Annotated in this window: 14 protein-coding genes; 3 read left to right on the top strand and 11 right to left on the bottom strand. The window is 69.5% G+C overall.

From position 1 onward, the window contains the following. Window positions 1–65 precede the first annotated feature (65 nt). From U9J66_RS14250 to U9J66_RS14215, 8 genes are all read right to left on the bottom strand, one after another. On the bottom strand, window positions 66–1,040 hold the full coding sequence (locus tag U9J66_RS14250) for an arsenic resistance protein (protein WP_161111115.1): 975 nt from the start codon (window positions 1,038–1,040) through the stop codon (window positions 66–68). 88 nt (window positions 1,041–1,128) lie between these two features. Then, window positions 1,129–2,001: a sulfite exporter TauE/SafE family protein gene (locus U9J66_RS14245; protein WP_152472864.1), complete on the bottom strand. Its 873-nt coding sequence runs from the start codon at window positions 1,999–2,001 to the stop codon at window positions 1,129–1,131. Window positions 2,002–2,138: 137 nt separating this feature from the next. Next, window positions 2,139–3,518, bottom strand: a complete 1,380-nt coding sequence (locus U9J66_RS14240) for a rhodanese-like domain-containing protein (RefSeq protein ID WP_326337905.1) — start codon at window positions 3,516–3,518, stop codon at window positions 2,139–2,141. 114 nt (window positions 3,519–3,632) lie between these two features. Continuing rightward, on the bottom strand, window positions 3,633–4,205 hold the full coding sequence (locus U9J66_RS14235) for a rhodanese-like domain-containing protein (RefSeq protein WP_017534508.1): 573 nt from the start codon (window positions 4,203–4,205) through the stop codon (window positions 3,633–3,635). A 240-nt stretch (window positions 4,206–4,445) separates the two neighbouring features. Next, window positions 4,446–4,697, bottom strand: coding sequence for a metal-sensitive transcriptional regulator (locus U9J66_RS14230; RefSeq protein WP_014912014.1), 252 nt, complete (start codon window positions 4,695–4,697; stop codon window positions 4,446–4,448). A gap of 223 nt (window positions 4,698–4,920) precedes the next feature. Continuing rightward, the gene (locus tag U9J66_RS14225; protein ID WP_161111112.1) at window positions 4,921–5,382 is read right to left on the bottom strand and encodes an NUDIX hydrolase; all 462 of its coding nucleotides are present in this window, start codon (window positions 5,380–5,382) and stop codon (window positions 4,921–4,923) included. A 97-nt stretch (window positions 5,383–5,479) separates the two neighbouring features. Then, on the bottom strand, window positions 5,480–6,142 hold the full coding sequence (locus U9J66_RS14220) for a response regulator (RefSeq protein WP_014911812.1): 663 nt from the start codon (window positions 6,140–6,142) through the stop codon (window positions 5,480–5,482). After that, on the bottom strand, window positions 6,139–7,302 hold the full coding sequence (locus U9J66_RS14215; RefSeq protein ID WP_326337904.1) for a sensor histidine kinase: 1,164 nt from the start codon (window positions 7,300–7,302) through the stop codon (window positions 6,139–6,141). The genes U9J66_RS14220 and U9J66_RS14215 overlap by 4 nt, the downstream gene beginning before the upstream one ends. 329 nt (window positions 7,303–7,631) lie before the next feature. On the opposite strand from U9J66_RS14215, the gene U9J66_RS14210 reads away from it, so the two are divergent. Next, window positions 7,632–8,558: an alpha/beta fold hydrolase gene (locus tag U9J66_RS14210; RefSeq protein ID WP_326337902.1), complete on the top strand. Its 927-nt coding sequence runs from the start codon at window positions 7,632–7,634 to the stop codon at window positions 8,556–8,558. 227 nt (window positions 8,559–8,785) lie between these two features. Beyond that, entirely contained in the window at window positions 8,786–9,418 is a 633-nt protein-coding gene (locus U9J66_RS14205; protein ID WP_326337901.1) for a DUF4333 domain-containing protein, read from the top strand. Between the two features lie 300 nt (window positions 9,419–9,718). Here U9J66_RS14205 and U9J66_RS14200 read toward each other — a convergent pair whose 3' ends face one another. Both U9J66_RS14200 and ctaD read right to left on the bottom strand, forming a co-directional pair. Further along, complete coding sequence (locus U9J66_RS14200; RefSeq protein ID WP_161111110.1) at window positions 9,719–10,081, bottom strand: hypothetical protein; 363 nt, start codon at window positions 10,079–10,081, stop codon at window positions 9,719–9,721. Between the two features lie 40 nt (window positions 10,082–10,121). Then, complete coding sequence (ctaD, locus tag U9J66_RS14195; RefSeq protein WP_042282639.1) at window positions 10,122–11,798, bottom strand: aa3-type cytochrome oxidase subunit I; 1,677 nt, start codon at window positions 11,796–11,798, stop codon at window positions 10,122–10,124. A gap of 519 nt (window positions 11,799–12,317) precedes the next feature. Here ctaD and U9J66_RS14190 point away from each other — a divergent pair. After that, on the top strand, window positions 12,318–12,563 hold the full coding sequence (locus tag U9J66_RS14190) for a hypothetical protein (RefSeq protein WP_238543891.1): 246 nt from the start codon (window positions 12,318–12,320) through the stop codon (window positions 12,561–12,563). Window positions 12,564–12,614: 51 nt separating this feature from the next. Here the strand turns inward: U9J66_RS14190 and U9J66_RS14185 are convergent, their stop codons facing one another. Further along, a complete protein-coding gene (locus U9J66_RS14185; protein ID WP_326337900.1) occupies window positions 12,615–12,938 on the bottom strand; it encodes a hypothetical protein in 324 nt (107 codons plus the stop codon). Between the last annotated feature and the right edge of the window lie 38 nt (window positions 12,939–12,976).

Genomic DNA, 12,976 nt, shown 5'->3' with positions numbered 1-12,976 from the left:
AACGAGAGGGGCGCCGGGATCCTTGTTCCCTCGCACACCCCTCCCACACCCGGCCCGGGGCCGGCTCAGTCTCGGAAGGCCCGCTCCCCACGGGCCTCGCGCACCCGCACCAGTTGGGCCAGGAGGGCCAGCACCGGCAGTTCCAGGAGCGGCCCCACGACCAGGGCGACCGCGATCAGCGGCCGGTCGGGGAAGGCCGCCACCGCGATGGCCAGCGCGATCGGCGAGTTGCGCGCGGTGACCGTCATGGTCAGTGTCACCCGCTGTGCCGCGGGCAGTTTCAGGAGGCGGGAGAGCCCGGTCGCGATCAGGGGCAGCAGGACGAAGAAGATCAGCAGGGGCGGCACCAGGACCAAGAGGTCCGCGGCGTGGTCGAGCACGACCCGGGCCTGCCAGGCGAACATCGCGAACACGGCCGCGTACAGCAGGGGGAGCACGAGGGTTCCGGCCGGGGAGAGGATCCGGCGCTCCCGCCAGTCGGCCCCCTTCCAGCGCTGTGACGCCCAGCGCAGCAGCATCGCCAGAGCCAGCGGCACCACGAGTACCAGGAGCACCGACTCGGCCAGCGTGCCCACGTCGACCATCGCGGCCCGTCCGCCCAGCAGCAGCACGTACACCGGCAGCAGGAGGAGTTGAAGGACGAGGTTGACCGGTAGCAGGGCGGCCGCGATACCGGTGTGACCGCGCGCCATGGCGGTGAAGACCAGATACCAGTCCGTACAGGGGGTCACCAACAGCAGCAGGAGTCCGATGCGCAGGTCGGGTTCGCCGCCCAACAGTCCGGCGCCCAGCGCCCAGGCCAGGGCCGGGGTGAGGACGAAGTTCAACACCAGACTGACGACCACCAGGGTCCTGGCGTTACGGACCTCGCCCACGTGGGCGGCGTCCATCTGCACGAAGACACAGGCGAGCATGGCCAGCAGGGCGGGCAGCACCACGTGTTCGGCGGCCGGGCCGATGGGCAGGAGCAGGCCCGCCCCCAGACCGGCGAGGGCCGCCAGGGCCACGAAGAGGCTCTGGAGGCGTTCGGCCAACGACATGGGTTCAGTTCTCCTTGAGGGGGACCGGCCCTGTCCACGGTAGACCTTCGAGTCGACTCGAAGGGTCGCCCCGGTCCCCGGGCCCGGGTCAGAGACCGCCGGCGCCGCTCGGGGCCGTTCGAAGAGGACAGCCCTCCCAGAGAAGGCGGCACATGAGGGCGGCGCCCGCCATCACCGCCGCGACCACGGCCAGGGCGAGGCCGATCACGCCCGGAAGTTCCTGGACGAGGACGAACAGGCCCATCACCAGGACGAAGACGCCGAACCCCTTCCTCAGGGCGGCCTCGGGCACGCGGGAGGTCAGCCGTGCGCCCAGGAGCGCGCCGACGACGGCCGCGGCGGTGATCGCCAGCATCGGCCCCCAGTCCGGGGTCACCGTCGTGAGGTAGCCGGCCAGTCCGGCGAAGGACTTCATGGAGATCACGAGCAGGGAGGTCCCGACCGCCACCGGCATGGACAGTCCGCCGAGGAGTGCCAGGGCGGGTACCACGAGGAACCCTCCTCCGGCGCCGACCAGACCGGTGACCACCCCGACGACCACGCCGTCGAGAACGATCCTCCGCAGCGGGAGTCTCCGCTCGGCACCGTCACCGGTGGACGTGGAGGCGCCTCTTCTGCCTCGGAGCATCGCGGCCGCGGTCGCCACCATCATGAGAGCGAAGGCGACCATCAGCAGGGTTCCGGGAAGGTGCCCGCCGACCAGCCCGCCGAGGAAGGCGCCGACCATGCCCGCGGCGCCGAAGACCGCTCCGGTGCGCCACTGGACGTTCCCGCGGCGCGCGTGGGCGACCATGCTGGTCAGCGAGGTGACCCCGACGACGAACAGCGAGGCGGCGATGGCCTCCTGTGGGGCCATGCCCGCGACGTAGGTCAGCAGGGGGACCATCAGGATGGAGCCGCCTCCCCCGAGCAGCCCGAGGGCCAGGCCGACCACCACGGCGAGGCCGATCACGACGATCATGTACATCCGTCTCTCACTCTCTCTGTGACGTGGAACCGCGCGGACGGCCGGAGGACGACGGTCGTCGGGGCGGCGGGGCGGGGCCCGTCCTCGTGGCGGTCATGCCGACGGGGGCGGGCCCCACCGTTCGCGAACGGTCAGCGGTTCAGGAGCCAGGCCGGGTAGCCGCCTTCGAGTTCGACCACGTCGTGGCCGGCGCGGCGCAGGGCCGCGGCCGCCACCGAGCTGCGCAGACCGGACTGGCAGTAGCTCACGATCCGCCCTTCGGGCAGGGTGTCGCGGTGCCACAGGACACGACCCGCGCTGAGCTGTCGCGATCCGGGGATGTGGCCGGACGCGTGCTCGCCCTTGTTGCGCACGTCCAGGACGAGGGCCGACTCGAAGCCCTCCAGCTCCTCGGCGGTGATGACGCTCGGCACGGTCTCGGGCAGCCCGGTCAGACCGGTGGTGTAGCCGGCGACCTCGTCGATACCGACCCTCATCAGGTGGTCGCGGAACCGATGTGCGGTGTCCTGGTCGGGCGCCAGCAGGACGAGGGGACGCGATTCGGTCTCCGGGTCGTAGGCCCAGGCCCCGAAGGTGGCCGCCTTGTCCGGGCCGGGGATGTGCAGCGCGCCGGCCACGGTGCCCCGGTGCACCTCGGTGTGCGGACGGGTGTCGACGAAGACGATCTCCTCGGCGTCCAGTGAGGCGCCGACCTCCTCGGTGGAGAGTTCGGGGAGCGGCGTCGACCGGCCCAGGATCCGCGGCCCCTCCTTGTTCTGCCGCTTCATCCGGGCGAAGTAGGCGTGGGCGTCCGGCTGTCCGCCGAGCAACTCCTCGACGAACCCCCGCTCGTCGTTCTCTCGCAGGTAGGGGGCCCACCAGGCGTTGAGGCGTTCGTATCCGACCGTGGTGGAGGGGAGGGCGCCGAGCGCCTTCCCACACGCGCTTCCGGCGCCGTGCCCGGGGTGGATCTGGACGTGGTCGGGCAAGGCCAGGAGGACGTCGCGCAGCCCCGCGAACAGCAGGCGCGCGCCCTCGAAGCGGGTGTCCACCTCCCCGGCCGCCTCGTCGAGCAGGTCGGGGCGGCCCACGTCACCGGCGAACACGAAGTCGCCGGAGAGCAGGTAGCCGGGGTCGTCGCTGAACGCCCCGTCGGTGATGAGGAACGACAGGTGTTCGGGGGTGTGCCCCGGGGTGTGCACCGCGCGCACCGTGACGTTGCCGATCTCGATGGTGTCCCCGTCGTACAGGCGCTCGGCGGCGAAGCCGTACTGCCAGTCCTTTCCGCCCTCGCCGGAGACGTGGATCCGGGCTCCGGTGGCCTCGGCGAGCTCTCGGGTGCCCGAGAGGTAGTCGGCGTGGATGTGGGTCTCGGTCACGTGGGTGATGCGCATGCCGTGTCGTTCCGCGAGGGCGAGGTACTCGTCGACGTCGCGGCGGGCGTCGACCACGATGGCCTCCCCTCGTGCCTGGCAGCCGATGAGGTAACCGGCCTGGGCGAGGTCCTCGTCATAGACGCGTTCCAACAACATGGCGTCTCCTTCCGGGTGGGGTGTTCTCTTCGATCCGATGGATACTCCGGGGAGTATCCGAACGTCGTGGTGCGGTGTCGGTCGCGAGCCCGGTGGGCCCTGGCTACCTCGCGGTCAGCGTCGGCCGCCGATGCGGGCGAGGGAGTCCTCGATGTCGACGTGGTTCTTCGGCTGGTTGTAGGGCAGGCGCGTCAGGGCCATGCCCATGGCGCAGGTGTCGGTCACCGCCGCGAAGGTCAGCCCGGCTCCGACGAACCCGGCGATGGCGACGGCCGGGGTCCACCACAGGGAGGCCACCGCCGAGACGAGGACGATGCTTCCGGCCACGAGCCGGACCTGCCGCTCCAGGGCCCATCTGCTGCGCCCCTTGACGACGGCGCCGCCCTGGGACTCCCAGGCGTTCATGCCGCCGTCCAGGACCACCGTGTCGCTCAGGCCGGCGGCGGCCAGGCTGTCCTGGCAACCGCGCGCCCTCTGCCCGGACTGGCAGACGAGGACGAGTCGGCCGCCGGCGTCGGCCACGATCCGCTCCAGGTGCCGGTCGACCCGCTGGGACGGCAGGTTGATCGCCCCGGGGATGTGCGAGCTCTCGTACTCGGCCGGGGTGCGCACGTCCACCACGAGGGTGTTCGGGTCGGACTCGAACAGGGTGCGGACGGCGTGGACGCCGATGGTGCGATCGGACATGGGTTCTCCTTCGTCAGGGTGGTCGGATACACCGGGGAGTATCCGTGGGTCGGGGTTCGGCGCCTCGCGCAAGGAAGAAAGGCCCGGACCCGCTTTTTCTTGGGTGAACCCCCTCGGCCCGTGTCACGGGATCGGGTCGTCGGCGACATTCTCGCGCCGCAGATCCTCCCATACACCGGGGGGTATCCTGGTCTCACACGTGACCGACGATGATCGGCTCACGCTCGCCCCTCGACCGGATCAGGCCAGGGACAGGAACAGCTTCTCCAGCTCGGCCTCGGTCAGCTCCGGCTCCTCGCCCCGCTCGCGCGCGGCGTTGCAGTGGCGCATACCGCCGGCGACGATCTTGAAACCGGCCCGGTCCAGGGCCCGGGAGACGGCGGCGAGCTGCTGGAGCACCTCGGCGCAGTCCTCGCCCTCCTCGATCATCGAGATCACACCGGAAAGCTGCCCTTGGGCCCGCTTCAATCGGGTCAGGGCGTCGCCCACCATCTCAGGCTTCATCTGGGTCCCTCCTCGCTCACGGAACACAACATACCCCCGGGTGTATATCTTCGCCAGTGATCGACCGCACACCGACGACGTCGCGCACCCCTCCCCCATCACACGAGACCCGTAGGGAACGGGGTTCCGCGCGGTTCCGAGGAGGATGGGAGGCCCGGGGTTCGTGACCACCCTCATATCGAGGGCGATCGTACCGGCCCGCGGGTCCGGCTCAACCGGAACGGCGTGAGAAGACCTCCCCCGCCAGGACGCGACGCAGTGCCGCCGCGCAGTAGTCGACCATGTCCACCGGGGGCTCGTCCGGCGACCACCAGCGGATCTCATCGTGCTTGTGCGGCTCCCGATTGCGGGGGACACCGGTCCATTCATGGCACAGGAAGAAGAAGTGGACCCACCCCCGCGGCCCTCGCCCGTCGTGGACGACGTGGACGAACCGCAGGTCGTCGGCGCTCACCCCGATGCCGAGCTCCTCCGCGCTCTCGCGCAGGGCGGCGGTCACGACGTCCTCCCCCGGATCCACCTTCCCCGCCACCCCGGCGTGCCACAGCCCCGGGGCGTACGGCAGGTCGGGGCCGCGCCGGGTCAGCAGGATCCGCCCCTCGCGGACCGGGAACACCTGCACGCTCAGCGCCGCCTCCCCGGAGAGGCGGGCCTCGCCTCCGCTTTCGTTCATGGGGCCATCATGAACGCCCCCGACGACGGAACGTCCTACCGGGGAGGGACCCACGCCCCTCCCCTTCGGGGACGGCCCGAGACGCGACCGCCCCCGATCAGGTCGCCAATCCGTGCCGGTAGGCGTAGACCACGGCCTGTACCCGGTCGCGCAGCCCCAGTTTGGTCAGGATGCGCGAGACGAACGTCTTCACGGTCTCCTGGCTGATGAACAGGCTCCGGGCGATCTCCCCGTTGGACTGCCCGTCGGAGATCAGGCGCAGGACCTCCAGTTCACGGGGGGTCAGCGGAAGGTCGTCGGGGATGGTGTCCCGGGTGGGCCGGATCCGGGCGGCGTACTTGCCGACCAACTGCCGAGTGACCTCGGGGTCCAGCAGGGCCGACCCCGTGAACACCGTACGAATGCCGTGCAGAAGCCGATCCGGGGGCGCGTCCTTGAGCAGGAACCCGCCGGCGCCCGCGCGCAACGCCTCATAGACGTACTCGTCGAGGTTGAACGTGGTCACCACGAGGACCTTGATCGGGTGGTCGACCTCGGAACCGGCCAGGCGCCGGGTGGCCTCGATACCGTCGAGGACCGGCATACGCACGTCCATCACGACGACGTCGGGGCGCAGACGTTCGGCGAGCTCGACCGCGCTCTCGCCGTCGCCGCACTCGCCCACGACCTCCATGTCGGGTTGGGCGCCGATGATGGTGACCAGGCCGGTGCGGATCAGTACCTGGTCGTCGCAGACCAGGACGCGGATCGGAGCGCTCACTCTCCCTCACCCGCCGAGACCCCGGCCGGGATACGGGCGCTCACGGTGAAGCCGCCGTCCTCGCGCGGGCCCGCGGTGAGGTCGCCGCCCAGGACCTCGACGCGTTCGCGTAGACCGATCAGGCCCCGCCCGCTCCCTGCGGGCACGACGCCGGAACGGCCCACTCCATCGGTGCCGACGTTCACGGTGATCTCCTCCGGGCGGTGATGGACACGGACCGTCGTGCGGCTTCCGTGCGCGTGTTTGAGGGCGTTGGTCAGGGATTCCTGCACGACACGGTGGGCGACGAGGTCGGCGCTGCCGCGCGAGGCGGCCGGGGTGCCCTCCTCGGTGAACTCCACCGGCTGGCCGGCCTTGCGGGCCTGTTCCACCACGGCGAGCAGACCCTCGTCGTCCTCGGGAGCGGGGGTGGTGTGGTCGGGGTTGAGCACGTCGAGGAGGTGGCGCAGATCGGAGATGGCCCGCCGTCCGGTGTCGGTGACGGAGGCGAGGGTCTCGTCGAGTCTGTCGGGGGCCGCGGTCAGATAGCGCGCCGATTCGGCCTGGACCACCATCGCGGTCACGTGGTGGGTCACCACGTCGTGGAGTTCGCGGGCGATACGGGTGCGTTCGGCGGTACGGGTGGCCTCGGCGAGCAGGCGTCGACGTTCGGCCTCGGCGATGCGGGTGGAGCGCAGCCACGAGCCGATCCCCCAGGCGAGCGTCAACGCCAGGAAGAACACGACGTACTCGGGCAGGGTCTCGCCCTCGCCGACCCGGTGCAACGCGATCGACAGCAGCACGTAGAAGACCGAGGCCGCCACCACGGCGGTACGTCGGTACACGTGGAGGTGGGCTCCGGCACTCACCAGCGCGATGGGCAGCGCGGTGCCCGCGAACAGGTGGTAGCCGGACAGCTGGTCGAGGGCGAAACCGATCGACACCAGCGCCAGGCACACCGCCGGCCATTTCCTACGCACCGCCAAGGGCAGGCACTGGAGGGCGGCGGCGAGGAGGCCCAGGGAATCGAAGGGGCGCTCGGCCACTCCCCCGAACTGGGTGCCGTGGCCGTGGAGCGAGGGGATGAGGGAGAAGGCGAGGAGCAGCAGACCCAGGGGGAGGTCGCGCATGGTGACGTCGAGTCGCCGCCAGAGTCTTTGGAACCGCCGGAGTCTGGTCACCGGGGCAGTGTAGTGGCGCTGTCCGCACCTCTGGAGCGCCTGTGAGCGAGGATCTCCGGCCGCCGTGGCATCGGATTCCGTGCCCGGAGGGAGGCCCTTCGAGAGGAGGGGAACGTCGACGCAGGTGGGGCCGTCGCCGAAGGGCGGCCCGGGCTTGTCCCCCATGAGAGCCACACACGAGTGTCCACTCTGTGGTGACGACCCCGGATCGCGGAATCCGTAACGTTCTTCTCGGTCGCGGCGCACCGGCCGCGGAGCGGGACACTCCCCCCGCACCGCCCGGAGCGCGCCCCCGCTCGCCACCCCCGATTCCCTTACCGGAGGCCCTCATGACCCGCACCACTCGGACCACCGCTCTGACCGCCCTGCTCTCCGCCGTGGCCGTCACGAGCCTCACCGGATGCTCGATCGCGTCCGAGGTCCGGGACGGGCTCGGCGAGGTCCGGACCGACCTGGAGTCCGCCGCCGAGGAGGTCATGACCGAGGGACAGCTGTTCACCGGTACCAAGATGCTGGAGGTCGAGGGCGGTTCCGTGAACGTCTCCTGCTCCGGCGCCCCGGTCCAGGACCGGCCGGTGATCGTCCTGATGGCCGGCATGGGCGACGGGCTGGACACCCTCGCCGACATCCAGGAGACCCTGAGCGAGCAGGACCGGGTCTGCTCCTACGACCGCTTCGGCGAGGGTGAGAGCGATCAGCCGACCGGTCCGCAGACCATCGACGACGGCAAGGCGACGCTGCGCGCGGTCCTCGACGACATCGCCGGCGACCAGGAGGTCGTGCTCGCGGGTCACTCGCTGGGCGGGCTGATCGCCGCCCGCTACGCCCCCGACGACCAGGACCGGGTGAAGGGGCTGGTGCTGTTGGACGCCACCTCCCCGACGATGATCGACGACATCACCGGGGTCATCCCCGAGTCCGCCACCGGTGAGGGCGCCGAGGTACGGGCGCAGAACCTCGCGATCTTCCAGGGCGAGAACCCGGAGAACATCACCATCGAGAGCGACCCGGAGGTGCGTTCGGCCGGGGACATCCCGGTGGAGATCGTCCGGCACGGTGTCCGGTACCTGGGCGAGATCGCCGAGTACGGCGACGACCTGGAGCGCGTGTGGACCGAGGGCCAGGAGAAATGGCTGGAGGTCTCCACCGTCGGCCGGCTCTCCGTCGCCGAGGAGAGCGGCCACTACATCCACGTCGACCAGCCCGAGGTCGCCCTCGACGCCATCCGCACCGTCACCGACCAGGCCGCCGGCTAGACCGGACCGCCGGCTAAGGGACCGGCGGGTCTGTGAACGGCGTCGCCCGCGAACACGGGCGGCGCCGTTCGTCATGTCCGGGATCGGAACCGTGACTCCTACGAGCGCCTCACGCACCCTGAGCGACGAAAAGGACGGAATACATATCGTTTCGACGCGAGGTGGAACCAGAACGCCCCGGTCGGAGTCCATGACCTCGGTATAGCGACGAACATCGGGAGTTCACGATGCGGCAGGTCCACCGTCAGGGAATCATCACCGGAGCGATCCTCGGAGCTCTGCCTCTGCTCCTGACCACCGGTTGCTCGTTCGAGTTCAGCCTGGGCGGCCCCTCCGCGGTGGACGCCGCGGAGGTCGCCGAACGGTCCAGCGAGATGCTGGAAGAGCAGATCGGTCAGGCCCCGGACGACCTCACCTGTAGCGAGGACCTGCCGGCGGAGGTGGGCGCGGAGATCCGCTGCGAGCTCACCCACGGTGGGGAGAGCCTCGGCGTGACCGTTACGACGACCGAGGTCGACGGGAACGACGTGCGGTGGGACGTCGTGGTCGACGACCTCCCGGCCGAGGAGGAGACGGCGGCCGAGGAGCCGGCCGCCTCGGACGACACGGTGGCCGCCGGGAGCGATGGCCGGGTCCCCGCGAGCGAGGTGGCGCGCGTGTCGGCCGAACAGTTGGCGGCCGTGGTCGGGCAGGAGCCCGAGGAGCTCACCTGTTCCGAGGGGCTTCCGGCCGAGGTGGGCGCGGAGATCCGCTGCAACCTCGTGGACGGCGGTATGAACTACGGCGTCACCGTCACGACGACCGCGGTGAACGGGACCGATGTCGAGTGGGACGTCAAGGTCGACGACGCCCCGCTGTAACCCCCGGCGAGACCCCCGTACACGTCGGGTGCCGTGGGCGACGTCGCCCACGGCACCCGAGGATGTTAGGGAGTGTTTTTGTGGATGCTTTCGCAGGCACCGGCGGAGCCGGTCCTCAGCGAGCGGCCGCCGGGCGATCTCTCGCCGGACGACGAGCGAAGCCGCCCCTACTGTGCCCCGCTACGCGGGCTCCGCAGGATCGCACAGCGGGGCCCGCCCGGGTTCGGCTGTCCGAGTGATGTCGGCGCCGCGAGAGGAAGCCTGGCCACGCGAGCGCGGAATGATCCACAAAAGCACGACCTATTCGGGGGTTCCGGTCTGGCCTCGGTAGACGAGGTTGCGCAGACCCGTCACCGCGTAACGGGCGCCTGCCCCGTCGGGGGAGCGGATGACGAGGACGTCCGTGCTCGGGTTCACTCGGTCGAGGGGGATGCGGGCCCCGTCCCAGGGGCCGCCGATCACCTCGAACGTGCCCTGGAACCGGTCCTTCGCGCAGAGCAGCACGACGACCAGGAGTTGGATCGCGCCGGCGACGACGAACAGCACGTTCCCGGTCCAGGTCCAGAGCATCGTCAGACCCGCCATCGACAGGAGCAGGGCGAAGACCACGACGGCGTGGCCTCTCTGGGAAGCCCCTCCGCCCCCTCGGGCCTCGACGTTCACGACAGGTTCTCCTCTCCGTTCACCATGGGATGTTCGTGCCTCAGTCCAAGCGGCCGCGTTCCGGATCGGTCCGGGCGGGCGAGCCCACGTACGGATGGTGCAGGTCGAAGGCGGGACGCTCGGACCGGATCCTGGGCAGCGTCGTGAAGTTGTGTCGCGGCGGCGGGCACGAGGTGGCCCATTCCAGCGAGCAGCCGTAGCCCCACGGGTCGTCGACCTCCACCTTGGGGGCGTTGCGCACGGTCAGGACGATGTTCCAGATGAAGATGAGCGTCGAGGCGGCGAGCACGAAGGACGAGATCGAGGAGATCCGGTTGAGCTCGGTGAAGCCGTCGGTGGGCAGGTAGTCGGCGTAGCGGCGCGGGAAACCGGCGACCCCGAGCCAGTGCTGCACCAGGAAGGTGCCGTGGAAGCCCAGGAAGAGCAGCCAGAAGTGGAACTTCCCGAGCTTCTCGTTGAGCATCCTTCCGGTGAACTTGGGCCACCAGAAGTAGAAGCCCGCGAACATCGCGAACACCACGGTGCCGAACACGACGTAGTGGAAGTGGGCCACCACGAAGTAGGTGTCGGTGACGTGGAAGTCCAGCGGGGGCGAGGCGAGGATGACCCCGGTCAGACCACCGAAGAGGAAGGTCGCGAGGAACCCGAGGCTGAAGAGCATCGGCGTCTCGAAGGTGAGCTGGCCGCGCCACATCGTGCCGACCCAGTTGAAGAACTTCACACCGGTCGGGACCGCGATGAGGAAGGACATGAAGGAGAAGAACGGCAGCAGCACGGCACCGGTCGCGAACATGTGGTGCGCCCACACCGTGATCGACAGTCCGGTGATCGCGATGGTGGCGGCCACGAGGCTCTTGTAACCGAAGATCGGCTTGCGGCTGAACACCGGCAGGATCTCGGTGACGATGCCGAAGAACGGCAGGGCGATGATGTACACCTCGGGGTGACCGAAGAACCAGAACAGGTGCTGCCACAGGATGGCGCCACCGTGCGCCGGGTCGAAGACGTGGGTGCCGACGATGCGGTCGGCGCCCATGACGATCAGCGCGGCGGTCAGGACCGGGAAGGCCAGCAGTACCAGGACACCCGTGAGCATGGTGTTCCAGGTGAAGATCGGCATGCGGAACATCGTCATCCCGGGGGCGCGCATGCACAGACCGGTGGTGATGAAGTTGACCGAACCGAGGATCGTGCCCAGACCGGAGACGATGAGGCCCATGATCCACAGGTCGCCGCCCAGACCCGGGGAGCGGACCGCGTCGGCCAGAGGATGGTAGGCGAACCAGCCGAAGCTGGCGGCGCCGCCCGGGGTGAGGAAGCCTCCGATGGTGATGAGTCCGCCGAACAGGAACAGGTAGTAGCTGAACAGGTTCATGCGGGGGAAGGCCACGTCGGGCGCCCCGATCTGCAAGGGCATGATCACGTTCGAGAACCCGATGAAGAGCGGGGTCGCGAACAACAGCAGCATGATCGTGCCGTGCATCGTGAACATCTGGTTGAACAGCTCGTTGGAAACGACCTGATGCCCCGGAGAGAACAACTCCATGCGCATCACCAGCGCCATCAGGCCACCGATGAGAAAGAACGAGAACGAGGTGATCAGGTACATGTACCCGATGACCTTGTGGTCGGTCGATGTCAGCCATGCGACGATGATCGAACCCTTTTTCCCCACCCCCTCGGGGGCGGAGGTCCGGGTTTCCGTCTCAACCGTCATGAGGATCCTCCTCAGTTCGTACGAAGAGGAGTCCGACCGGGGAGCCGTGAAGAACGGAGCGAGAACCGCGGGGGACGAAGACGGACATTCTCCCGCCCCTACCCGGGATCGCTCCTCGAGTTGCACGGCCGGACGGCGACTCGACCTCGATATCCGATACCGGCTCGATGGAAATTTCGTTCTCGCCGGCGACTCATGAGCGTTCCAGCCACTCGTCGCCTCAACCTAACAAGCGAAGCCACCCGACCTCGGGAAATGAGAGAAACCCGGCGCGCCCTTTTTTCAGAACACGGAGTTTCCCCCTATGCGATAGAGGAACGTCCGATCCCCGTCGACTTGGAATCGGATAATCGAATACCCTATTTCTCGCCATGAAGGCCGTAGTTCCCCATAAGAGCGGACGTCGCTCCGTGTTCTCCCGCCCTTGCACGGGCATGCTGGGACAGGAGGGGCGTTCGAGCCCGCGCGACCTCCGGCCGACGGGGCGTCGGAAGGTGCGGGAGACCTCGGGGAGGGGACATGCCCGACGGCGACACGCGAACGGGGGGCCACTGGGGAAGGCCCAGGGTGTGGGTCGTGGTCGTGCTGATGATCGCCGCGTTCCTCGCGGGCGGGGTGGCGTTGACGCTGGGCCCGGCGTGGGAGTGGGTGCTGGCCGCGGCGGTGGTGTTCCTGCTGGGAGGCCTGGTCGCCGTGCCGATGGGTGTCTTCAGGGCCTCGGTCCGCGATGAGGGCGGACGGTCGAACGATCCTCGCGATCTCTGACCCGTCCGCCCTCCTCGTTCCGTCCGGCCTCGGACCGGCGCATGCCGGGGCCTACCGAGCCTGGTGGCGCCGGGGCAGCGCCCGGCCGCGGGCCTGGCGTCCCCCGGGAGCGGGGAAGCGGTGGCGCGGGGCCCGACCTCGGCGCGGATCCCGAGGGGCACCGTTCCCCTTGTCACGGGCGCGAAGGGCCTCCAGCGGGGCTCCCGTCATGGGGGTGACCTCGAGATCGATACCGGTGAGCGGGGACACCCGTCCGATGTGGTGACCTCGCTTCGCGGCGTCGGCGTGTTCGTGGGGCATGTTCGCTCCTTGGGTGTCCTGAGGGCGGTCCTGACCGTCGACCGAGGCGACGACGGGGTGGGTGGGGTTTCGCATGCGTCTCCTTGAAGGGGTACTCCCGTGGCCGATCGACC

Origin of the sequence: Nocardiopsis sp. LDBS1602 (assembly GCF_035818715.1) — a bacterium.
Taxonomy (GTDB): Bacteria; Actinomycetota; Actinomycetes; order Streptosporangiales; family Streptosporangiaceae; genus Nocardiopsis; species Nocardiopsis alba.
Note: the sequence above shows the minus strand (reverse complement) of the source record. Positions and strands in the feature narration are given on the sequence as shown.